This window comes from Arthrobacter pasteuri, assembly GCF_054510955.1.
Window position 1 is genome coordinate 1,006,115 of sequence record NZ_JBTNDO010000001.1, and the last position, 22,447, is coordinate 1,028,561.

General features: G+C 69.6%; 23 protein-coding genes. 6 read left to right on the forward strand and 17 right to left on the reverse strand.

Translation table 11 applies throughout. The features are described 5' to 3' along the window. Positions 1–11 precede the first annotated feature (11 nt). A complete protein-coding gene (locus ACX80H_RS04645) occupies positions 12–515 on the forward strand; it encodes a DUF4188 domain-containing protein (protein ID WP_459311379.1) in 504 nt (167 codons plus the stop codon). 93 nt (positions 516–608) lie between these two features. Here the strand turns inward: ACX80H_RS04645 and ychF are convergent, their stop codons facing one another. Then, positions 609–1,694 carry a redox-regulated ATPase YchF gene (ychF, locus tag ACX80H_RS04650; protein WP_459311380.1) on the reverse strand — a complete coding sequence of 362 codons (1,086 nt, stop codon included), beginning with the start codon at positions 1,692–1,694 and terminating at the stop codon, positions 609–611. A gap of 84 nt (positions 1,695–1,778) precedes the next feature. Between ychF and ACX80H_RS04655 the strand changes: the two genes are divergently transcribed. Continuing rightward, positions 1,779–3,092, forward strand: a complete 1,314-nt coding sequence (locus ACX80H_RS04655) for a DNA recombination protein RmuC (RefSeq protein WP_459311382.1) — start codon at positions 1,779–1,781, stop codon at positions 3,090–3,092. Positions 3,093–3,303: 211 nt separating this feature from the next. Here the strand turns inward: ACX80H_RS04655 and ACX80H_RS04660 are convergent, their stop codons facing one another. The 4 genes from ACX80H_RS04660 to ACX80H_RS04675 form a co-directional block, all read right to left on the reverse strand. Then, positions 3,304–4,077, reverse strand: coding sequence for a hypothetical protein (locus ACX80H_RS04660; RefSeq protein WP_459311384.1), 774 nt, complete (start codon positions 4,075–4,077; stop codon positions 3,304–3,306). 245 nt (positions 4,078–4,322) lie between these two features. Beyond that, entirely contained in the window at positions 4,323–4,538 is a 216-nt protein-coding gene (locus ACX80H_RS04665; RefSeq protein ID WP_459311386.1) for a hypothetical protein, read from the reverse strand. 36 nt (positions 4,539–4,574) lie between these two features. Continuing rightward, entirely contained in the window at positions 4,575–5,666 is a 1,092-nt protein-coding gene (locus tag ACX80H_RS04670) for a 4-hydroxy-3-methylbut-2-enyl diphosphate reductase (protein WP_459311388.1), read from the reverse strand. 62 nt (positions 5,667–5,728) lie between these two features. Beyond that, entirely contained in the window at positions 5,729–6,571 is an 843-nt protein-coding gene (locus tag ACX80H_RS04675; protein ID WP_459311389.1) for a hypothetical protein, read from the reverse strand. A 203-nt stretch (positions 6,572–6,774) separates the two neighbouring features. Here ACX80H_RS04675 and xseA point away from each other — a divergent pair, with 203 nt between their 5' ends. Next, a complete protein-coding gene (gene xseA, locus ACX80H_RS04680; protein ID WP_459311391.1) occupies positions 6,775–8,070 on the forward strand; it encodes an exodeoxyribonuclease VII large subunit in 1,296 nt (431 codons plus the stop codon). A 70-nt stretch (positions 8,071–8,140) separates the two neighbouring features. Further along, positions 8,141–8,404, forward strand: a complete 264-nt coding sequence (locus ACX80H_RS04685) for an exodeoxyribonuclease VII small subunit (protein ID WP_459311393.1) — start codon at positions 8,141–8,143, stop codon at positions 8,402–8,404. A 4-nt stretch (positions 8,405–8,408) separates the two neighbouring features. Here ACX80H_RS04685 and ACX80H_RS04690 read toward each other — a convergent pair whose 3' ends face one another. From ACX80H_RS04690 to ACX80H_RS04725, 8 genes are all read right to left on the reverse strand, one after another. Continuing rightward, positions 8,409–9,287 carry a PPK2 family polyphosphate kinase gene (locus ACX80H_RS04690; protein ID WP_459311395.1) on the reverse strand — a complete coding sequence of 293 codons (879 nt, stop codon included), beginning with the start codon at positions 9,285–9,287 and terminating at the stop codon, positions 8,409–8,411. 31 nt (positions 9,288–9,318) lie between these two features. After that, positions 9,319–10,536: a pyridoxal phosphate-dependent aminotransferase gene (locus ACX80H_RS04695; protein WP_459311397.1), complete on the reverse strand. Its 1,218-nt coding sequence runs from the start codon at positions 10,534–10,536 to the stop codon at positions 9,319–9,321. 85 nt (positions 10,537–10,621) lie between these two features. Continuing rightward, positions 10,622–11,587: an ABC transporter substrate-binding protein gene (locus ACX80H_RS04700; RefSeq protein WP_459311399.1), complete on the reverse strand. Its 966-nt coding sequence runs from the start codon at positions 11,585–11,587 to the stop codon at positions 10,622–10,624. Beyond that, positions 11,584–12,330: an ABC transporter permease gene (locus ACX80H_RS04705; RefSeq protein ID WP_459311401.1), complete on the reverse strand. Its 747-nt coding sequence runs from the start codon at positions 12,328–12,330 to the stop codon at positions 11,584–11,586. The genes ACX80H_RS04700 and ACX80H_RS04705 overlap by 4 nt, the downstream gene beginning before the upstream one ends. Beyond that, positions 12,330–13,025, reverse strand: a complete 696-nt coding sequence (locus ACX80H_RS04710) for an ABC transporter permease (protein ID WP_459311403.1) — start codon at positions 13,023–13,025, stop codon at positions 12,330–12,332. The genes ACX80H_RS04705 and ACX80H_RS04710 overlap by 1 nt, the downstream gene beginning before the upstream one ends. A 2-nt stretch (positions 13,026–13,027) precedes the next feature. Continuing rightward, positions 13,028–14,146, reverse strand: a complete 1,119-nt coding sequence (locus ACX80H_RS04715; RefSeq protein WP_459313363.1) for an ABC transporter ATP-binding protein — start codon at positions 14,144–14,146, stop codon at positions 13,028–13,030. A 316-nt stretch (positions 14,147–14,462) separates the two neighbouring features. Further along, complete coding sequence (locus ACX80H_RS04720; RefSeq protein WP_459311405.1) at positions 14,463–15,440, reverse strand: N-acetylglucosamine kinase; 978 nt, start codon at positions 15,438–15,440, stop codon at positions 14,463–14,465. A gap of 134 nt (positions 15,441–15,574) precedes the next feature. Further along, the gene (locus ACX80H_RS04725) at positions 15,575–16,816 is read right to left on the reverse strand and encodes an MFS transporter (RefSeq protein ID WP_459311407.1); all 1,242 of its coding nucleotides are present in this window, start codon (positions 16,814–16,816) and stop codon (positions 15,575–15,577) included. A 159-nt stretch (positions 16,817–16,975) separates the two neighbouring features. Here ACX80H_RS04725 and ACX80H_RS04730 point away from each other — a divergent pair, with 159 nt between their 5' ends. Together ACX80H_RS04730 and ACX80H_RS04735 are read left to right on the forward strand one after the other, a co-directional pair. Next, on the forward strand, positions 16,976–17,458 hold the full coding sequence (locus ACX80H_RS04730) for an Lrp/AsnC family transcriptional regulator (RefSeq protein WP_459311408.1): 483 nt from the start codon (positions 16,976–16,978) through the stop codon (positions 17,456–17,458). 57 nt (positions 17,459–17,515) lie between these two features. Next, positions 17,516–18,388 (forward strand): alanyl-tRNA editing protein, encoded by an 873-nt coding sequence (locus ACX80H_RS04735; RefSeq protein WP_459311409.1) that lies wholly within the window; start codon positions 17,516–17,518, stop codon positions 18,386–18,388. 75 nt (positions 18,389–18,463) lie between these two features. Here the strand turns inward: ACX80H_RS04735 and ACX80H_RS04740 are convergent, their stop codons facing one another. From ACX80H_RS04740 to galU, 4 genes are all read right to left on the reverse strand, one after another. Further along, entirely contained in the window at positions 18,464–19,741 is a 1,278-nt protein-coding gene (locus ACX80H_RS04740; RefSeq protein ID WP_459311410.1) for a phosphotransferase, read from the reverse strand. A 60-nt stretch (positions 19,742–19,801) separates the two neighbouring features. After that, on the reverse strand, positions 19,802–20,653 hold the full coding sequence (locus ACX80H_RS04745) for a hypothetical protein (protein WP_459311412.1): 852 nt from the start codon (positions 20,651–20,653) through the stop codon (positions 19,802–19,804). 245 nt (positions 20,654–20,898) lie between these two features. Then, positions 20,899–21,528 (reverse strand): GNAT family N-acetyltransferase, encoded by a 630-nt coding sequence (locus tag ACX80H_RS04750; protein ID WP_459311414.1) that lies wholly within the window; start codon positions 21,526–21,528, stop codon positions 20,899–20,901. 6 nt (positions 21,529–21,534) lie between these two features. After that, a complete protein-coding gene (galU, locus tag ACX80H_RS04755; RefSeq protein WP_459311416.1) occupies positions 21,535–22,437 on the reverse strand; it encodes a UTP--glucose-1-phosphate uridylyltransferase GalU in 903 nt (300 codons plus the stop codon). Positions 22,438–22,447 lie beyond the last annotated feature (10 nt).

Consider the following 22,447-nt stretch of genomic DNA (forward strand, 5'->3'; position numbering starts at 1 on the left):
AGGAGAGGTACATGTCCAAGCAAGTGCACGTGGGACGTTTCACCGCCGATCCCGAGGGTGGCCCGGTGACGGTCTTCCTGATCGGGATGCGTCCCAACCGGTGGTGGAAGTTCGGGAAGGTGGCACGGGTGGGGGCAGCCATGCCCAGGATGCTTGCCCATCTGGCCGCGACGCCGGAGGCGGGGCTGCTGAGCTACCAGCAATGGTTCGGGCGGACGACCATCATCGTCAGCTACTGGAAGAGCGCGGAGCATCTGCAACGGTTCGCGGCCGACCGGTCAGCGCCGCACCTCGAGCCGTGGCGCCGGTTCATGCGCGAATCAGCCGGCACCGGCGACGTCGGCGTGTGGCACGAAACCTACGAGACGATGCCGGGTGGCAGGGAAAGCGTGTACAGCGACATGCCGGTCTTCGGGCTGGCAGCGGCCGCCGGCCATGTAGCGGTGGGAGCGGGACTGAACACCGCCCGCCAGCGCCTGGAGGCTGACGGGGTCAGGCGGCGTCTGCCCGAATGAGCCACCTCCGCTGAAGAATCGCACATCGACCCGCCCCGCCTGGCAGACCACGCCCTGAGTCACAGGCGACCCCCATTTTCGGGCCGGACGGCTCTAGACGTTGAAGCGGAACTCCACGACGTCGCCGTCGGACATGACGTACTCCTTGCCCTCGATGCGCACCTTGCCGCGGGACTTGGCTTCGGCCATCGTCCGGGCCTCCATGAGGTCCTCGAAGTGGACGACCTCGGCCTTGATGAAGCCACGCTGGAAATCGGAGTGGATGACCCCCGCGGCCTCCGGGGCCGTGGCACCCTTCTTGATCGTCCAGGCGCGGGTCTCCTTGGGACCGGCGGTCAGGTAGGTCTGCAACCCGAGGGTATGGAACCCGACGCGTGCCAGCTGATCCAACCCCGACTCCTCCTGGCCGTTCATCTCGAGCATCTCGCGGGCCTCGGCCTCGTCGAGCTCCACGAGGTCGGCCTCGAGCTTGGCGTCGAGGAAGATGGCATCGGCGGGAGCCACGAGCCGGCGCAGCTCCTCCTGACGCTCCGGGTTCCCGAGCACCGCGTCATCGACGTTGAAGACGTAGATGAAGGGCTTGGCGGTCAGCAGGCTCAGCTCACGCAGGTGCTCCATCTCGAGCTTGTCGCTCTTCACGGAGGAGAAGATCGTGTCACCGCGTTCGAGGACGGCCTGGGCCGCCTGCATCGCGGCGAGCTGTGCGGCCTCGCGCTTCTTGATCTTCACTTCCTTCTCGACGCGCGGGATGGCCTTCTCGAGCGTCTGCAGGTCGGCGAGGATCAGCTCCGTGTTGATGGTCTCCATGTCGGAGCGCGGGTCGACCCTGCCGTCGACGTGGATGACGTCCGGGTCGTCGAACACGCGGATGACCTGCGCGATCGCCTCGGCCTCACGGATGTTCGCGAGGAACTGGTTGCCGAGGCCCTCGCCCTCGGAGGCTCCCTTGACGATGCCGGCGATGTCGACGAAGGAGACGGTGGCCGGCAGGATCTGCTTCGACCCGAAGACCTCGGCGAGCTGTGCAAGGCGCGGGTCGGGCAGGCTGACCACACCGACGTTCGGCTCGATGGTAGCGAACGGGTAGTTCGCCGCCAGGACGTTGTTGCGCGTCAGCGCGTTGAAGAGGGTTGATTTGCCGACGTTGGGCAGTCCGACGATGCCGATAGTAAGAGCCACGGGAGACAAGTCTACCGGGCGGCGGAGTGCCGTCCGGCGGTGTCGTGTCCGCCGAATGTCGGAGGTTCCTGCGACAGTGTGGACATGAGCACCACGGCCGTCCTCCTCGTTCTCCTCGCCTTCGTCCTCGGGAGCGCCGTTGGCGCGTTCCTGGTGGCGCGCTATCTCACCCCGCGCACGGCGCACCTCCGTGCCGAGCTCGACGATGCGACAGCGCGTCTCGGGAGAACGACGACGGACCTGGCGGCAGCCGTCGCCCAGCGCGACCTCCTGCAGCAGCACAACCGCGAGCTGACCGGCAAGACGTCCACGGACAACGACGTCCTGCGTGCGCTTGCGCCCGTCGCGGAGAAGCTGACCCAGGTCCAGCGGCAGGTGGGCCTGCTCGAGCGCGACCGCCTGGAACAGTACGGGCAGCTCGCCCGCCAGCTCGAGGAGGCACGCGAGGCGGATGCCCGACTCCTGTCGACGACGTCCTCGCTCGCGGGTGCCCTGCGGAGCAACAGCGCGCGCGGCCAGTGGGGTGAGGTCCAGTTGCGCCGCGTCGTGGAGGCGGCCGGCATGCTCTCCCGCGTGGACTTCCTGGAGCAGGTGTCCTTCAGCGCGGGCGACGGCGAGCGCGCCCGGCCGGACATGGTGGTGCAGCTTCCGGGCGACAAGCAACTGGTCATCGACGCCAAGGTACCCCTGACCGCCTTCCTCGCCGCGCAGGAGCTTGCGGGCACGGCCGGCAGCGACACCGACACGGCCGCGCTCGAGTCCCGGCGCGCCGAGTTGCTCCGGCAGCACGGCAAGGCGCTCCGCGCCCACATCGACGCCCTGGCGCGGAAGAAGTACTGGGAAGGCGCGGCGAACTCCCCCGAGCTGGTCATCTGCTTCATCCCGGTCGAGTCGGTGCTCTCCGAGGCCCTGCGCGCCGATCCCGAACTGCTCGACTACGCCTTCGGCCAGAACGTCGCACTTGCTTCACCGGTGTCCCTGCTCGGCATCCTCAAGGGTGCGGCCTTCAGCTGGCGGCAGGCCGTGCTCACCGACAACGCGCGCGAGCTCTTCGACCTGTCGAAGCAGCTGTACGAGCGCCTGGGCACGATGGGCGGGCATGTCACCCGTCTTGGAGCGTCCCTCAAGACCTCCGTGGAGCGCTACAACTCCTTCGTGGGCGCCCTCGAATCCCGTGTGCTTCCTACGGCCCGGCGCATCGGGGCGTTCGATTCGGCATCCCTCGACGTCGTCGATGCTGCGGCCGGGGGCGGTGCGGAGGAAGTCGCCGACGTGAGCATGCTCGGCACGGCCCGTGCACAGCGCGCCGGCACGCCGGGCAGCCCGGGCCAGGCCGCGATCGACGCCACTCCCCGCTCCCTGACGGCCCACGAGCTCCTCGACGGGACCGGCGGGTAGCCAGGCGCGCTCGCTACTGGTGCAGGGCTAGCCGTTGCTCGGCCTGCCGCAGCGAAGTGCCGTGAGAAGCACGACGAGCGACCGTCGTCGGCACCGGGCAGGGCCGATGACGGTCGCTCTGCGGCCTGCACGACAGACCTACGACGACCCGATCCGTTCATACCGGGTTCCCGTTCGTACCGGGGCAGGTGATGTCGCACCGGGTGGGACGTTACGCCCTCGCGTTGTTGCGACGGACTGCGTAGGTCCCGCCGGCTGCTGCCACAAGCACCAGACCACCGCCGAGGGCCATCATGCCGGCCGAGCCGGACGAAGGCTCGATGGCGACACCGGTGTCGGCTCCACCGGACGGCATTGCGCCCATCTGCGTCTTGACGAGGGTGCCGCACAGTGCAGGCGAGGTTGCTCCGAGGGGCAGCGCCGGGTCCAGATCACTGGGTGCGCTGAATGCCTCTGGTGCTGCCGGCGTCGTCGCGGGGTCCAACCCGTGAACGTTGAAGACCGCCGTACCGTTCTCCAGCGCCGCCATCGTGGCTGCGTCGATGGTGAAGGAACGCTGGATGGCGTAGGTCCCGCCCTGGCCGCCGAGTTGGAGATTGAGGGCCTCAGCAGGAGTTGTCGGCCCTGACGTGGTCACCGTCGCCAGGATGCCACCATAGCCGGGGGCGCTTTCCGTGACGCTGATGATGCCGTCACCATTGGCGTCGTTCGCTGCCGTCGGGCAGACGCCGGCCGCTCCGCCGTGGATGTGCTGTACGTGGGGGTAGGGCGCGCCCTGGAAGGTCTGGGCGAGGCCGGACACCTGCAGGTTGATCGTGGCCTGGTCACCGACGACATCAAGCGTGACGGTACCGGTGCCGGTGGTGCCGTTGAGTTGGCCGAGGGTTGACGAGTAGCTTCCGTCAGCGGCCATTGCTGGGGAACCTGCCAGAGCGACGGCGCTGATGGCGAGGGCGGGTACTGCGAGGAGGCGCATCTTGTTCATGGGATATACATCCTTCACTGTGCGATGAGAACGGAACCGGAGACGACTCCGTATAAGGGCGCTTCGCCATTGCTCGGTGCTTCCGAGCTGCGGACCCTGCTGAAGGTCCCGCCACGTAGTGCCCTCGTGCCTCATCATCCTTCAGCATTTCCGCCCAGGGCAGGACGCGTCCGGTTCCGGGATACCTCTTTACAAATGCAGGCTTCCGTCTGCGAGCTTCCACCTCGGCGAACAGGGTCTGCCCGTCAGATGACGAGCCTGGCGTAGACGACGTCGTGGACCGCGAACGTCCCGGTGGCAGGATCGTAGCCATCACAGGCGATGGGGCGGAGCCGGGAACCCCCGTCTTGCCGCACACAGTGGTCGTCGGGAACCCGTCCCAGTAAGTGCCCGGCGTGGTCGACGGTGAGGGCCGCCGTCGTCCCGTCCTCCCGCAGGTCTCGCGGAGATACTTCTTCCATCTTGTCGCAGCGTGATCGGTGGCCGCGCCCGGAGGATCAGTTGAGCGAGCGGTCCTGCCGCTGGCCCCTGCCGCCACGACCCTGCGACGGGTCGCCCATGGCCTTCAGGGCGGCCCGGATCTCCTTGGGCAGGGAGAAGATGATGTCCTCCTGGGCCGTCACGACCTCCTCGACCTGTCCGTAGCCGTACTCGGCGAGCAGTCGAAGCACGTCCTGCACGAGGTTCTCGGGCACGGAGGCGCCCGAGGAGATGCCCACGGTGGCCACGCCCTCGAACCACGACTCGTCGACCTCGTTGGCGAAGTCGACGCGGTGGGCTGCCTTGGCGCCGTACTCGAGCGCGACTTCCACCAGGCGGACGGAGTTCGAGGAGTTCGCGGACCCCACGACGATCACGAGGTCGGTCTGCGGCGCGATCTTCTTGATGGCCGCCTGGCGGTTCGACGTGGCGTAGCAGATGTCGTCGCTGGGCGGGTCCTGGAGGGTCGGGAAGCGCTCCTTGAGCAGGTTCACGGTCAGCATGGTCTCGTCGACGCTGAGGGTCGTCTGGGAGAGCCAGATGAGCCTCTCGGGGTCGCGGACCTGGACCTTGTCGACGTCCTCCGGGCCGTTGACGATCTGGATGTGCTCGGGGGCCTCGCCCGCCGTTCCCTCCACTTCCTCGTGGCCCTCGTGTCCGATCAGGAGGATGTCGAAGTCGTCGCGGGCGAAGCGCTGGGCCTCCTTGTGCACCTTGGTCACGAGGGGGCAGGTGGCGTCGATGGTCCGCAGTCCCCTGTCCTCCGCGGACTGCACGACGGCGGGTGAGACACCGTGGGCCGAGAAGACCACGAGGGCGCCCTCGGGGACCTCGTCGGTCTCGTCAACGAAGATGGCGCCCTTCGCCTCGAGCGTGGAGACGACGTGCAGGTTGTGCACGATCTGCTTGCGCACGTACACGGGCGGCCCGTAGTGCTCCAGTGCCTTCTCGACGGCGATGACGGCGCGGTCCACCCCGGCGCAGTAGCCGCGGGGTGCTGCGAGCAGTACCTTCTTCTCCCCGACCGGCGCGGCGGCGAGCACGTCCTCGGGAGAGCGTCGCCTGCGCGGGATGGTGGGCATGGGGACCTGAACGGTGGTACTGGTCATTCCCCGATTCTACCGGGTCGCCCGCGCGTCCCCGGGTCCGTCGGCCGCCGCTCCGCTGTGAGCTAAGCCCTACGCCCGCGACCGAAGGCGAGTTGCCCGACCATCCCGACCAGCAGGGCGACGATCCCGCCGACGACCACGGGCACGCTGGAATCCGCGAGGTCCGCTCCGGCCCGTTCTGCCAGGCCCCGGATGAACACGTCGGCGACGGCGCCCGTACCGGGTGCGCTGGTCGCGGCATCGGGCACCCAGTCCCCTGCGAGGATGCCGAGCAGACCGATGCCCACGAACCCGAGGCCCAGGAGCGCGAGCGTGGTACCCCGCCGTCGCGCGACAACGAGGGCGAGCAGCGCCAGCACCGCAGCACCCGCGAGGTACAGCCGCCAGTCCTGCACGACGTCGGCGATTCCCTGCAGGAGTCCGCCCCGCTCCAGGGATCCGACCTCGACCGTGGTGTCCTCCGGGATCGGGAAGTCCACACCCAGCCCCGCTCCGACGCTGTCCGCCACGAGCCCGATGACCGGCCCGAGATCGAGGGTCAGGACGGCGGGTGCCGATTCCGAGGGATCGGGCGCCTGCGCGAAGGTGATGGCGTGGGAAAGGCGGAGGGTCTCGGCCCAGGCGGCCGGATAACCGGACGAGCGGGTGACGGCTCCCGCGGCGTCCCGAACGAGTGGTTCGACGAAGGAACCGAGCTGCTCGGGCAGTTCGGTACCGGCCGTCGCCTCCTGCGCCAGTGACTCCGCGAGCGCCGCCTGGAAGTCGGCGTCGTCACCCAGCGGAGCCGCCAGCGCGATGAACCCGGACTCCTCCACGAGGTTCTCGTCGAGCCAGGCCGACACCAGTCCGCCCGAGGCGACGACGAGCGCGAGGAGGCCCAGGAGGGCAGAGACGAACGTCCGCATGGAATCCTTACTGGAGGTCGAACCTCCGATTATGCCCGCTCCGGCAACAGCCGGCACGGTGCGGCAGCGGGCGGTGCTGCCCACCTGGTCCTGCCCACCTGGTGCTGCCGGGCAGGATGCTGTGGGTCGGGGGTGGTAGAGATGGACAGTGCATTTTCCCGTGGAACACCGGGGGCAACCGCCTCCCCGAGGACAGGAGAACGATGACGAGCGAGGGAATCCGCATGCAGCCCGTTGCAGGGTCGCCCCGGCCGGCGTCGACCGTCCCGGCGACGGCGGCGGAGACGTCACCGGACGCGCCGTGGCCGCTCCATCTCCTGTCCGAGAAACTGAAGGCACATATCGAGCGCGCCCCCGCGGCCTGGGTCGAGGGGCAGGTCATCGAACTCAACCGCCGCGCGAGCATGTGCTACATCACGCTCCGCGATGTCGACTCGGAAGTATCCCTCTCCCTCTCGGTCTACGGCAGCGTGATGGACCGGGCCTCCGCGCCGCTGGATCGCGGTTCACGCGTCGTCGCCCGCCTCAAACCGGACTTCTGGGTCAAGACGGGACGCCTGTCGATGCAGACGGTCGACATCCGGCCCGTCGGGATCGGGGACCTCCTCGCCCGGATCGAGCGGCTGCGGCAGGCCCTGGCGTCCGAAGGACTGTTCGCTGCGACCCGCAAGAAGCAGCTGCCCCTTCTCCCCCACCGCATCGGGCTCATCACCGGCCGGGATTCCGACGCGATGAAAGACGTCATGCGCAACGCGGCGCTGCGGTGGCCCGCCGTCGAGTTCGAAGTGCGGGAAGTGGCCGTCCAGGGCGTCAGCAGCGTCGCGCAGGTCACCGCGGCGCTCGCCGAGCTGGACGCACACCCGCAGGTCGACGTGATCATCATCGCCCGTGGTGGCGGTGCTCTGGAGGACCTCCTGCCCTTCAGCGACGAATCCCTGGTGCGGGCCGTCGCCCTGGCCCGCACCCCGGTGGTCAGCGCGATCGGCCACGAGGCGGACCGCCCCCTGCTCGACGAGGTGGCCGACCTGCGCGCCTCGACGCCGACGGATGCAGCGAAGCGCGTGGTTCCCGATGTCACGGAGGAACTCGGCCGGATCGGCCAGGCGCGTGCCGCGCTCGAGCGGTCGATCCGGGTCCTGGTGCACCGCGAGAGCGAAAGCCTCGCCAACCTGAGGTCCCGCCCGTCGCTGGCACGACCGGAAGGGATGATCGACGTCCGCGAAGCAGACGTCGAGCGGCTTCGATCCCGCGCCCTGCGCTCCGTCTCCGCCGCGGTCGAGCGGGAGGCGGACTCCATCCATCACCTGCGCGAACGCGTCCGGTCCCTGTCGCCGCAGAAGACGCTGGACCGCGGGTACGCGGTGGTGCAGACGGCGGACGGGCACGTGGTCAGGGATCCCGAGGACGTGCGGCCCGGAGAGACACTGCGCATCAGGGTCGCCGCCGGGCAGTTCGGCGCGGTCGCCGGGGATGCGCCCACGCCGTCCGGCACGCGATGACCAGGGCCACCCGACAGTCCGCGGACCCCGCAGCCGGACACCAGACCACTCAGCAGACAAGGAAGACGCCATGAGCCAGACCGACCAGCCCGAGAACAACCAGCCGGACACCAGCCAGCCGGAAACACGCCGCCCCGAGGTGGACACGCTGTCCTACGAGCAGGCACGGGAAGAACTCGTGGCTGTCGTCGCCCGGCTCGAGGCCGGGGGCGTGAGCCTCGAGGAGTCGCTGGCCCTCTGGGAACGCGGCGAGGCCCTGGCCGATCGCTGTGAGGCGTGGCTGGAGGGAGCGAAGGTGAGGCTCGCGGCGGCGCGGGACAAGGCCGAACGGTAGCGGATCAGGACGCGGCGAGGCGCTTCTTCTCGGCCTCCACGTCGAAGGTCGCCGGCGGCCAGCTCAACTGCATGTCCTCCAGGGTCGCGGTGAGCAGATGCTGCACCGCGAGCCGGGCGTACCACTTGCGGTCGGCGGGGACCACGTACCACGGGGTGTCAGGCGTGCTCGTCCGCTCGATGGCCGTCTGGTAGGCCTCCTGGTATTGCTGCCAGTACCCGCGCTCGTCGACATCGCCGGGGTTGTACTTCCAGTACTTGTCCCTCCGTTCGAGCCGTTCGGCGAGCCGGGCCTTCTGCTCGTCCTTGCTGAGGTGCAGCATGACCTTCAGCACCCGGGTGCCGGACGCCGCGACCTCGTTCTCGAACGCCCGGATGGCCCCGTAGCGCTTCTCGACCTCATCGGCGGGCGAGAGGCCCCGCACGCGATGGACCAGGACGTCCTCGTACTGCGACCGGTCGAAGACCCCGATCATGCCCGCCTCAGGGAGCTGCCGACGGACCCGCCAGAGGAAGTCGTGGCTCCGTTCCGCCTCCGTAGGAGTCTTGAACGCGGAGTGCTGCACGCCCTGCGGATCGACCAGCCCGACGACGTGGCGGACGATCCCGCCCTTGCCCGAGGTGTCCATCCCCTGCAGGAGGAGCAGGACGGCGATGCCGCTTCCGGCGCGGCTCTCCGCGAAGAGTTTCTCCTGCAGCAATGAGAGGGCGTCCGCGCCGGCGGCGAGTGCAGCGATCCCGGCCTTCTTGCCGCCGTCGAACCCCGGCGTGGAGTGCGGGTCCACGGCGTGCAGTGCGAAGTCCGGGCCCGCCAGCAGGAGGCGCCGCAGCTCGGCGGTGTCGGCCGAGCTGCTGTCGGCTTTCGTGCTGGCTTTCGGTGCCATGGATCCTCCTGTGTCGGGCGTCCCGGGACGGTCAGGGCTTGTAGGTGGACAGGAAGTCGGCGAGCCTCCCGATCGCGTCCTCGATGACCTCCACGCTCGGCAGGGTCACCATGCGGAAGTGGTCCGTGTTGACCCAGTTGAACGCGCTGCCGTGGGAGATGAGGATCTTCTGCTGCTTGAGGAGGTCGAGGGCGAACTTCTCGTCGTCCTTGATGGGGTAGACCTCGGGATCCAGCTTGGGGAAGAGGTACAGGGCGCCCTGCGCCAGCTCGCAGCTCACGCCGGGAATCGCATTGAGCATCTGCGCAGCCTTGTCGCGCTGCTGCTTCAGGCGCCCCCCGGGCAGGATCAGGTCGTTGATGCTCTGGTAGCCGCCCAGCGCCGTCTGGATGGCGTGCTGTGCGGGGACGTTGGCGCACAGCCGCATGTTGGCCAGCAGGTTGATGCCCTCGATGTAGTTCGCGGCGTCGCGCTTGGGCCCGGAGATGGCCATCCAGCCGCTGCGGAACCCGGCGATGCGGTAGGCCTTCGAGAGGCCGCTGAAGGTCAGGCAGAGGACGTCGTCGCCGGCGACCGACGCAGCGTTGATGTGGACGGCGTCGTCGTACAGGATCTTCTCGTAGATCTCGTCGGCGAACAGGATGAGCCCGTGCTCGCGGGCGAGGCGGACGATCCCCTCGAGGATGGGCCGCGGGTACACCGACCCCGTCGGGTTGTTCGGGTTGATCAGGACGATGCCCTTGGTATCGGGGGTGATCTTCGAGGCCATGTCCTCGAGGTCCGGCCACCAGTGGCTGTCCTCGTCGCACAGGTAGTGGACGGGCGTGCCGCTGGCGAGGGCCACGGACGCGGTCCAGAGGGGGTAGTCCGGTGTCGGGATCAGGACCTCGTCGCCGGCGTTGAGCAGGGCCTGCATGGAGAGCGTGATGAGTTCGCTGACACCGTTGCCGAGGTAGACGTCGTCCACGTCGATCGAGTTGATCCCGCGGCTCTGGTAGTACTGCACCACGGCGGTGCGCGCGGAGAAGATGCCGCGGGAGTCGCTGTAGCCCTGGGCCTTCGGCAGGTTGCGGATCATGTCCACGAGGATGGCGTCGGGCGCTTCGAACCCGAAGGGCGCCGGGTTGCCGATGTTGAGCTTCAGGATCCGGTGGCCCTGGGCCTCCATGGTCATGGCGTGTTCGAGCAGCGGCCCCCGGATGTCGTAGAGGACGTTACGGAGTTTTTCCGACTGCTTGTACGTGGCCATCTGATCAGGATGCCACAGCGGGGGCCCGGTGCGGGGCATAGCAATGCCGAACACCGGGCCCCCGTTGAAACCGGTTCCGCAGACCTCAGCCGGCGAGTCCCTTCTCGGCCAGCCAGTCAGCAGCCGCGTCCGCCGGATTACGCTTCTCGTCTCCGCTGACCTCCCGGTTGAGCGACAGGAGATCCTCTGTGGTCAGCTGGGCCGACACCTCGTTGAGGACGTTCTGCGCCTCCTCGCCGACGGTCTCCGTGTTGACGAGCGGCAGGACCTGCTGGGCGATGAAATTGTTCTCCGGGTCCTCGAGGACCACCAGGTCGTTGTCCTCGATGGACGGCGTCGTCGTGTAGATGTCGGCTGCCTGCACGTCGTCGTTCAGCAGTGCCTGCAGCGTGACCTCGCCACCGCCGTCGTTGATGGCCTTGAAGCCGCCGGGCTCGCAGTCGTACTTCTCCTTGAGGCCGGGCAGGCCGTAGGCGCGTTCCTGGAAGGTGCTCGGTGCGCCGATCGTGATCTCCCCGCAGACCTCCGCGAGGTCCGCGATGGACTCGAGGCTGTACTTCTCCGCGGTTGCGGCCGTGACGACGAGCGCGTCCTTGTCCTCGGCCTGCGAGGGCTCGAGCACGCTGAGTTCGAGGTCGGGAGACTTGGCCGAGAGTGCGTCGGGAAGGGCCGCGAGGATGTCCTCGGCCGACTCGGCGGTGGCGGCGGGGTCGGCGAACAGCAGCAGGTTGCCGCTGTAGTCGGGCATGATGTCGACGGACCCGTCCTCGAGGGCGGAGTAGTAAATCTCACGTGAGCCGATGTTGGGTTTGGTCGTCGCCTCGACGCCGGCCGCTGTGAGTGCACCCGCGTAGATCTCGGCGATGATCTGGCTCTCGGGGAAATCAGCCGAACCGACGACGACGGACCCGCCTGCCGTGGCAGTCTCCGCTGTCTCGCCCTGCGGATCGCTGTTGGCCCCGCAGGCAGTCAGCGCCAGCGTGGCGGTGAGGCCGCCCGCCAGTCCCATCAAAGCGCGCCGTCCGGCGCGTTGTGCTGACAGGTTCTTCATGGTGTTCCTCCTTGTGCACTGGCGACGGCCTTCTGCCGGCCAGATCCTTGGGTCTTTCCCGGGCCGGACGTCCGCAGTCCCGGTGAGATGGCGAGCCTCTGGAGCAGTCCCATCAGCAGATCGACGGCGATCGCGAGGACGGTGATGACGACGGCGCCGCCGAAGAGGCGTCCGTAGTCCGCGAGCTGCGTTCCCTCGACGAGGAAGACCCCGAGTCCCCCCAGGTTGATGAAGGCGACGACGGCTGCGGTCGCGATCACCTGCAGGATGGCCGCGCGGACTCCGCCGAGGATGACCTGGAGCCCATTGGGTACCTCGACCCGGAACAGGATCTGCAGCTCGGTCATGCCCATGCTCCGGGCGGCGTCGACCACCGTGCGGTTGACCGACGAGATGCCGGCATAGACCCCACTCAGCAGCGGCGGCACGGCGAGCAGCACGAGCGCCCAGATGGGCGGCATGAGACCCAGGCCCGCGAGCAGCACGAAGAGGAACACCATGCCGAGCGTCGGCAGGGCGCGGAGGATTCCGACGCCGGAGACGATGGCGACGCGACCGCGCCCCGTATGCCCTACATAGAGGCCGATCGGGACGGCGATCGCCAGCGCGATGAGCATGGTCAGACCGGTGTACCCCAGGTGCTCGATGACGCGTGTCGGGATGCCGCGGTCCCCTTCCCAGTTGGCAGGAGCGGTCAGCCACTCTGCCATCTGCAGGAGGAGGTTGTCACTGGAGTAGTCCATCAGGCGCCCGCCACCTTCGCCTCGAGCGCGACGATCTCCTCCGCCGGCCTGCCGCCGGCGGGGGCCCTGCGCGTCCACGGGGTCAGCAGGCGTTCCGTGAGGACGAGGACGAGGTCCAGGACGAGCGCCAGCAGGAGGATGACGCCGATCCCGACGGCGATCTCGGTCGGGAAGGACCGGAACAGCCCGTCCGTGAACAGCGTCCCGAGGCTGGGGACGCCGATGAGCGCGCCGACGCTGACGAGTGAGATGTTCGTGACCGAGACCACGCGCAGTCCGGCGAACAGCACGGGCAGCGACAGCGGGAGGTCCACGGTCAGGAACCGGCGGACGGGCGTGTAGCCCATCGCGATGGCGGCCTGGCGTACGCCGTCGTCGATGGAGTTCAGTGCGTCGAGCGTGGACCGGACGAGGAGGGAGAAGGCGTAGATCGCCAGTGCAACGATGACGTTGACGGGGTCGATTACCTTGGTCCCGAGGACCACGGGGAGGAACACGAACATGGCGAGGGACGGGATGGTGTAGAGGATGGACGAGCCGGTCAGCAGGACGGATCCCACCACGGGATTCCTGCGGGCGAGCTGGGCCATCGGCACGGCGGCGAGGACGCCGAGGAGCAGCGGCACGATCGCCTGGAACAGGTGGAGGCGCGTGTGCAGCCAGACGAAATCGAGGTTTGCGAGGAACCAGTCCATGGCTAGACCGCCGTGTTGTGCTCGGCGCGGCCGCGGTCCAGCCGCGCGGATTCGATGAGTTCGAAGACCTCGGCGGCGCGGACGACGCCGATCGCCCGTCCGTCGTCGTCGACGGCCACGCCCAGGCCCGACGGCGAGGACAGGGCGGCGTCGAGCGCGCGCCGCAGGGTGTCCCCCCGCCGGTACAGGGATCCGCCGGGGACCGCGTCCGCCTGCCGGGTGATGCTGCCGCGGGTGGCCTGCGGGACCCATCCGTGGGGACGGCCGCCGGCATCCACCAGCAGGGTCCACGGCGAGCGCACCGAGACGGTGGGGTCCGCGAGGCGGTCCACCTCGATCGTCTCGACGGGGTGGATGGTCACGTTGCCGCCCTCCTGGAAGGAGAGGTGGCGGAACCCACGGTCACGTCCGACGAACCCCGCCACGAAATCGTCCACGGGTGCGCGGAGGATCTCCTCGGGCGCTGCGTACTGCGCGAGCCGGCCGCCGACGGCGAAGACGGCCACCTTGTCGCCGAGGATGGTCGCCTCGTCGATGTCGTGGGTCACGAACACGATGGTCTTCGCGAGGTCCCGCTGCAGGCGCAGCAGTTCCTCCTGCAGTTCGGCGCGGACCACGGGGTCCACCGCGCTGAAGGGCTCGTCCATGAGGAGGACGGGCGGATCGGCCGCGAGGGCGCGTGCCACTCCGACGCGCTGCTGCTGCCCGCCGGAGAGCTGGCCGGGATAGCGGCTCCCCAGGTCGGAGGACAGGCCGACGACGTCGAGCAGTTCCTGCGCACGCCTGCGGGCGTCGGCTTTCCCGACCCCGTTGAGGCGTGGCACCGTCGCGATGTTGTCGAGCACGGAACGGTGTGGCAGGAGGCCCGAGGACTGCATGACGTACCCCATGGAGCGCCGCAGTTCCGCGGCCTTCCCCTGCGATACGTCCTGGCCCTCGAGGAGGATCCGGCCGGAGGTGGGCTCGACCATCCTGTTGATCATGCGCAGCGATGTGGTCTTGCCGCAGCCGGACGGTCCGACGAACACGGTGATCCTGCCGCGGTCGATGTCCATGGTGAGGTCGTCCACGGCCGGGCGTCCGCCGTCGTAGGTCTTGGTGACGTTGAGGAACTCGATCATGGGGCGCTGGCCGGAAGCCTGGTGGGAGGATGTCATGGCAGCTGTGCCTTTCGTGGCAGGAGCTTCTCGGCCGGGCTGCACCCGCGGGCCGCACGAGGCGGTTCCGGCTTGCCGTCTGGATTTCTGCAGGCCCGGGGGCGCAGCGGTCAGTTCAAGCTGTCGGAGGTTCTGAGTCTAACCATGAGTTCGCAGCAGGCAAGACCGTGTATGGGTCCCGACTGCATTCCGCAGCCGGCTCCGGTGCGCCCTGCCCGCCCGGAGCCCCTCGAGCCGGCGCCCGAGCAGGTCGGAGCCCCCGGCCGACCCGGCATCGGTCCTACGGGGCACCCGTGACGAGGAATCGGACACCCATCACGGGGTCCTCGTCCAGGAACACGACCTCCGTGATGCCCTCGGCAGCGAGACGGGCGCGGAGGCGGTCCTGCAGGTCCGGCTGGTGCATCGCAAGCCCCCCGCCCAGGACCACCGGCCCCGGCACGCCGATCACGCTCGCGACGTCGAGGACGAGCCGGGTGAGGTCCGTGGCCGCACGGTCGACGATGTCCGCCGCGTCAGGGTGGCCGTCGCGCGCCGCATCGAAGACGGCCCTGGACTGTGCGGCCCAGTAGGTCCGTCCGGCCCCGGAGTGGAAGAGCCCGATCAGCTCGGTCGGGGTCCCCACGGCATTGAGGGCGAGGACGGCCTCGTCGAGCGCGTCCGGAAGCAGGCCGAGGTCGTTGCGGTGCAGTGTCCGCCGCACGGCTTCGCGCGCCACCCAGTAGCCGCTGCCCTCGTCACCGAGGAGGTAGCCCCACCCGCCGGAGCGCGCTTCCCTGCCGTCCTCCCCGACTCCCCAGGCGACGGATCCGGTACCGGCGATGACGGCGATGCCCACCCGTGCGCCTCCGGCGGCCAGGATCAGCCGCGTGTCGTGGACGACGTCGATCCCGGCTCCCGGCGCGTGGGGAGCGATCAGGGCTCGGAGTCGCTCGGCGTCCGCAGCGGTGTCCACTCCCCCGGATCCGGCAACGACGCGGTCGATCCCGCCGGCCTGCACCTCCGGCACGAGGTCGCGGAAGAGCCGGCCGAGGCTCCGGGCGGCTTCATCCTGCGTCACGTTCTGGACGTTGGCGCTTCCTGCCCTCGCCTCCGCGGCGAGCGTGCCGTTGCGCCACAGCACCCCATGGGTCTTGGAACCACCGATATCGAGGCCGACGACGACACGGGGCGCGCTGCCCGGGGCACCGTCAGCGGGGCCGTCCGGACGGGGACCGGAGGATGGGCTCGAAGGCTGCGACGCTGCGGTGTTCGACATGCCTACAGCCTACAAACAGGGGCGGCCACCCGAGACCGCTCGACCGCCGCCCGGTGACGGCGGGGCTACGGCGGGCACTGCTGAGGCCCGACGCCGGGCGGATGCAGGACGAGCGCCGACGAATCGGCGGAGGCCTACCGCGGGGCGCGGGTCCGGGAGACCAGTGACGCCGCAGCGAGCAGCGCGCACACTCCGCCGATCGCGAGTGCGAAGACGGTGACCGAGGCGTTCAGTCCCCAGATGCCGGCGGCCGCGCCGAGTCCGAGCACGGGTACGGCACTGCCGAGGTAGGTGAGGACGTACACGGCGCTCACCGTCTGGGCGTGCAGGGCCGGGTCGACCTTCACGGACACCTCGTTGAAGACGACGCGGAAGGCCATGCCCTGTCCGAACCCCGCCACGATGCATGCTCCGATCAGCAGCGGCAGGCTGCCCGTGGCCTCGGCGAGCGGCAGGAGCCCGATGCCGAGCGCCATGCCGGCGAGGCCCACCGGAACCACGAACCGGCCCCGGGGGGACAGCACCTGGCTGACGGCCGACGATCCGAGGACGAGCGCTGCGAGGAGGCCGATCAGTGGCCGGGAGGACGTGCCCGCGATGCCCGCGAACCAGGTGGGGGCCAGGCTCAGCGTGAAACCGAAGACGGCGAAGCTGAGGAATCCGACGGCCGAAGCGGTCCAGAAGGACCGGCGCGCATCCCGGGACACCGCCGGCCTGCGGGGGCGCAGGGCCGCGAGCGGTCGGTCCGCAGCCGCGGGCCGGATCGCAGGCCGTGCACGGAGCACCAGGAGCGGGACCAGGAGGCTGGCGAGCACCACGAGGTAGATGATGAACGGCGTGCGGGTCGGGGCCGGCAGGAGCGAGAGGAGTCCGCCGATCACGGGACCGGCAGCGACTCCCCCGGCCGAGGCCATCAGCGTGAACCTCGAGGCCCAGTCCGGCCGTGTCGGAAGGAGGTCGCGGAGGGCTGCGGCGCTCGCGCCCGTGGCGAGCGCGACCGCGCCTCCCTGCAGCGCGCGTCCCGCCGCCAGCATCGGCAGCGAGGTCGCGACAGCGAACAGTGCGGCGCCGAGCAGCCCCAGGACGATGGCGAGGACCAGCGCCGCGCGCCGTCCGATGTGATCCGACCAGTGGCCTGCCAGGACGAGCCCACCGATCAGCGCCACGACGTAGGACGAGAAGGCGACGGTGACGGCGAAGTCCGTCAGGCCGAGGCCGGCCTGGATGAGCGGATAGATCGGCGTGGCGAGGTTGGCCCCGATCAGGAGGGTGGAGATCACCGTCACGGCGAGCGCGAGGCGGGCGGCCAGGGATGCGTCCCAACTGCGGCGCCCGGTCGCTGTCGGCCTCATCCGGAGTTCGTTGAGAACGCTCATCCCACTTCTCCCTGCTCGTACGCGTTGGCGCTCGCCCGGGCGCGATTCACCCCGGACCTCTATAGGATGAGCTGGATCGACCGCCCTGCAAAGATGCAGGATGCTCTTTTGAGCGTTCTGCGCAACACAGGCAGAGCCGACTGACGGGAAGTGAGCTTCGTGAGCAAACTGGACAACCTCGACCTGCGCCTGCTGCTCGAGCTGGTGCGGGATCCCAGGGCCCAGGTGAGTGAGCTGAGCGAGGCCCTCGGCGTCGCCCGCAATACGGCGCAGAGCCGGATCCGCCGGCTCCTGCGCACCGGGGTGCTGCGTCGGAGCGGCCGCGAGCTCGACCTCGAGGCGCTCGGCTACGACGTCGTCGCTTTCGTCACCATCGAGGTCTCACACCGTGAGCTCGACGGGGTCATCGCCGGTCTGCGCACCCTCAATCAGGTGCTGGAGGTGCACGAGATCTCCGGCCGGGGCGATGTCTGGTGCCGCGTCGCCGCGACCGACACGCACAATCTGCAGGCGGCGCTGCGGTCGGTCCTGAAGATCAAGGGTGTGATCCGCACCGAGACGGTCCTCGCCCTCCACGAGCACATCCCCTACCGCACCGAGCCACTGCTCGAGCGGTTGGCGCACCTGCCCGACGACACCTGAATCGCTTTACCCGACCGCCTGCACCCAGCACCCAGCACCCAGCACCCAAGGAGCACCATGGCCCTGCCGAGGACCGACACGCGCGTGACCTATCCCCAGGGGGCCGTCGAATCGGCCTCCCGCGTCCTCCATGTCGAGGTCCGCGACGACGGCCGGTGCGCGGTCCTGCTGGACACCACGGCCTTCCATCCGGTGGACTCCGCCTGGCCGGACCAGGGGCCGGATCGCGGTGAACTCCGGGCAGGGTCGCGCACGTGGCCCGTGGCCGACTGCGTGGTGGGAGCCACCGACGGGACCACTCTGTACCTGGGCGATGAAGCGCCGGTGCGCAAGGGCGCGGAGGGCTGGGCCTTCGTCGTCGTGCACCTCGTCGACGGTGAGGGACCTGCCGAGGGCGACGACGTCGTCGTGCGGGTCGACAGCGCGCATCGCGCGGCCGTGTCCGCGGGTCACACCGGTTGCCACCTCGCCTCGCTGGCCCTGAACCGGGCCCTGGCCGGCCGGTGGAAGAAGGACGTGGCTCCGGACGCGCTCGGCGCACCGAACTTCGACGCACTGGCGATCGACACGACGGTCATCGGGGAGTTCGGCTCCGTGGACAGGTACCGCCTGGGCAAGTCCCTGCGGCGGAAGGGCTTCAGCGGGGAGGACCTCGACACGGATGCCGTCGCCGAGGCGGTGAACGCGACGCTCGCCGCGTGGACGGCGACTGGAGCGCCGATCGGCATCGAGACGGACGGAGCGGGCCTCACCGACCGTCGCCGGTGGATCTGCGTGCTCCCGGAGGAACGGGCGGAGATCCCCTGCGGCGGCACGCACCTGACCTCCCTCGCCGGGGTCGACGTCGCGGTGCAGCTCGAACTGTCGGACGCGGACGGCACGCCGGTCCTGCAGATGGATACGCGGGTCCGCCCGCCGGCGACGGCCTGAGGACGTCCCGTCCCGGCGCCGGACGGGTGCAGGATGGGCGGGAGAGGACCGTGGCAATGCGCGTCCCTCCTGTTCCTAGCCGCTGTCACGCTCCCGCTCGGAGCCCAGGGTCCGGGCCTCGGCGAGGAACTGCTCGGCGATCTCCAGCCGGGACAGCGCCTCGCCGGCCCCGTGGGTGCCCGCAGGCCCCCGCCGGGCTCCCGCGATGAGGGTCAGGCTCACCGCTGCGGCGCGGCTCCGGAGGGCTGCGGGATCGACATGACGGTCGAAGGCCCGCAGGAACCGCAGCAGCGCGGAGGGTACGTGGGCGTAGCCGGCATGCAATCCGGGCAGGACGGCGATATGGCCGAGGAAGCAGCCCAGGTCGTCGACGAGGTGTCCCGGGCCAAGCGCATCGACGTCCAGGAGCCCTGACACCGCACCGTCCGTGATGAGGAGGTTGCCCTCGTAGAAGTCGCCGTGGGTCGGCACCACCGGGCCTGCATCGCTCGAGCGGACGAGGTCGTCGATCCCGGCGGCCAGCCGCCTGATCCGGGAAGCCTCTGCCGGCAGGGCGCCAACCGCGCCTTCGGCATAGTCCCGTACCCGGGTCGACCAGGGCTGACGCGCCGGCAGTCCGAGGACGGCGGGAGGCAGTGAGGTGAGGACCCGCACCAGCGCGGAAGGATCGACGTCGGACGCGCCGTCGCGCATGAGGAGCTCGGCGAGCGGTGCCCCCGGAGCGGGATGCATGGCGACGACATCCTGCAGGGGCTCACGGGCCAGCGCGGGTGCCGGGACACCTGCAGCGCGCAGCATACGGTGCCGTTCCGCGAGCGGCCCCGACTCGTGGCGGCGGAGCACCTTCAGGTAGCGGCGGTCGTTCCCGTTCCGGGCCAGGACCACGGCCCGACGGAGCGGCCGGTAGCTCCTGGTCTCGATCACGGTATCGGCGGGGTCATGCTCCGCGCCGAACGCGATGGGGGTGACGCCCAGGGGGTCGAGCGCCAACGGGAGGCCCGGCAACAGCGGATCGGCGGGATGCACCCAGACCGAGAGGGGGTCCGCGCCCCGGCGGTGGAACACCTCCACGCGGGCGGCGGGATGGGCGATGGAGCAGGACGTGATGCAGGCGTGCGTCGGCACAGGCACCGCGGCCCTCCGGCCGTGCCGGTCGGACGACCTGCGCACCTCGAGGGAGAAGATCCCTGTCACCCCGGCACCGGGCCGGTGGTGCAGCGGTCCCAGCTGCCAGGAGACCAGCTCCCACCCGGCGGCGGCGAGCGCAGAGCGAAGAAGCTCCGACGGGGCGTCCGATTCGAGGAACGCGATCGTCTCCTGCTCCCGGATGACGCGTGCCTCTCTCGCCCTCACGCTGCGCCTACGCGGGGGCTGCGGACTGCATCGGGGAGCGGCCCTGGCATTCCGGAGGTGTCAGGCGCGACGGCGCTGCAGCACGTCGTCGAGGTTGATGCGCCCGGTGGCGGGATGGGAATCGACCGATGCGTCCACGGTGCCGGCGGTATCCGCTGCGGTGTCGGCTGCGGTGTCGGCTGCTGCGGCGACGCGGGCAGCAGCTTCCGATGCCTTGATCGGTGTCCTGGTCGACGGCTTCGGCGCCTCGGGGAGGTCCAGGGGGGCCGGCGCCTGGCGTTCGGCCTTCGCCGCATCGACGTAGGTGGGACGGGGTACCTCGACGGGAGCCCACGCCGTCGCTCCTGCCGGCTGGGCCGCCTCGGAGGCTTCGGAGGCTTCGGCCGGCACTGCCTGGTCGCGGACCTCCACCACGGAGGAGCCCGCCGCGGCGAGCGCCGCCGTCCGCCGTTCCATGGCCGTCAGGGGCCGTTCAGCGGTCTCTTCGGCGTTGAACAGGGTGGTCGGGCGTTTCGGTGCAGGCGGGAACGCCGGAGGCACCTCGGCGCGGTCCGGTGCAGGTGCACGCACCGGTGCCATGGCATCGGCGAAGGCACGATTGACACGCGCCTCCCGGCTACGGACGGCGAGCAGCCTCAGGACCGCGACAGCCACAGCGGCGATGCCGACGCAGGCGAGGGGAACGAGGAGGGAGACGATGCCTACGGCTCCGAGGACGAGCGTCACGAGGGCGGCGCAGAGTGCGAGGAGTCCTACCAGCGCCACGGCGATGCGTCCCCACCGCGGCGTGAAGGGCCTGGGCGAAGGACCCGGCCGCGCAGCGGCTGGCGACGGGACCGTCGTCATGGAGTGCGGTTCCAGGGTCTCCCCCGGTCGTGCGGCATCGTCCTGCGGCGCGGTTCTTGTCATCATGCTCCCTCCAGGACTGCCCGTCCTGGCTTTCGGCGATCGGCGTCTGCTGCCGGCGGCCGCCGGCACGGTCTTTCGAAGGACGGACGGCGCTACCCACACCAGCCACAATCCGACGATTGCGGCGAGCACCAGCGAGCTATCCAGGGAGAAGACCACACCTAGAACCGTAGGAGCAGTTGCTCCCCTGCTCCCGCATTGATCCCGGTGTGTCGGCACGGAGTATGCCCCGGAGGGCATTTGAGCGTTCAGTCGGACCGGGTCTGCCGGCCCTCCAGCCACGGCTCCAGCAGGCCCCGCGGGACCTCCTCGGCGGTCAGGGCGAAGCTCCTGTGGTCCGCCCAGTGTCCTGCGATGTGGAGGTAGCGCGGGCGGAGCCCCTCATCCCGGAAGGAGAGTTTCTCCACGACCCGGAGGCTGGCGCGGTTCTCGGGGCGGATGTTGATCTCCATCCGGTGCAGTCCGAGGTCGCCGAAGCAGTAGTCGGTGGCAAGGGCGACCGCGGTGGGTGCGATTCCGCGTCCGGCCCGGTCGGAGTCCACCCAGTAGCCGAGCGTCGCCGTCATGGCGGACCCCCAGGTGATGCCGGAGACCGTCAGCTGGCCCACCAGTCGATCCTCCCGCCAGCCGGGCTCCTGCTCCGTGATCAGGAACGGCAAGGCCGATCCGGCCCGGGCCTGTGCCGACAGGGAGCGCACCATCTGGTGATAGGTGGGCAGGAACCCCTCGGGATCCGGATTGGATGCCTCCCAGGGCGCGAGCCACTGGGCGTTGCGGTGGCGCAACGCCGTCCAGGCCGCCTTGTCCCTGTGGCGGATAGGCCTCAGGGACAAGGCGCCTGTCCTCAGGGTCACGGGCCAGCTGCTCGCCGACCACATGGCGTGCTAGACCGAGATGTCTTTGCTGAAGTCCTTGATCCAGGCGCGGAGGCCCGGACCGAGGTCCTCGCGCTCCGATGCCAGCGTCACAACGGCCTTCAGGTAGCTCAGCTTGTCACCGGTGTCGTAGCGGCGGCCACGGAAGACGACGCCGTACACGCCGGACCCCTCGCCATCGGCGGCAGCAAGGGTCTGCAGCGCGTCCGTCAGCTGGATCTCGTCGCCACGGCCCGGCTTCGTGGTCTCGAGGACCTCGAACACCCGGGGGTGGAGCACGTAGCGCCCGATCACGGCGAGGTTCGACGGCGCGTCCTCGACGGAGGGCTTCTCCACGAGCTGGTTGACGCGGACATGGCTCTCGCCGTCGATCTCCGTGATGTCGGCACAGCCGTAGGCACTGATCTGTTCGGGATCCACCTCGATGAGGGCGATCACGGAGCCGCCCGTCTTGGCCTGGACGTCGATCATGGTCTCGAGCAGGGCATCCCGCTCGTCGATCAGGTCGTCACCGAGCAGGACGGCGAACGGCTCGTCGCCGACGTGCAGCTTGGCGCGGAGGACGGCGTGCCCCAGCCCCTTCGGATCGCCCTGGCGCAGGTAGTGGATGTCCCCGAGCTCGGACGGACGGCGTACCGCGGCGAGCTTGTCGTGGTCACCCTTGGCCTCGAGGGTCTGCTCGATGAAGGGGACGCGGTCGAAGTGGTCCTCGAGCGCGCGCTTGTTCCGCCCCGTGATCATCAGGACGTCGGACAGGCCCGCATCGACGGCCTCCTGGACGACGTACTGGATAGCCGGCTTGTCGACGACGGGCAGCATTTCCTTCGGCATCGCCTTGGTGGCGGGGAGGAAACGGGTCCCGAGGCCGGCCGCTGGGATAACGGCCTTCGTCACACGTGATTGCAAAGTCATGAAGACCACA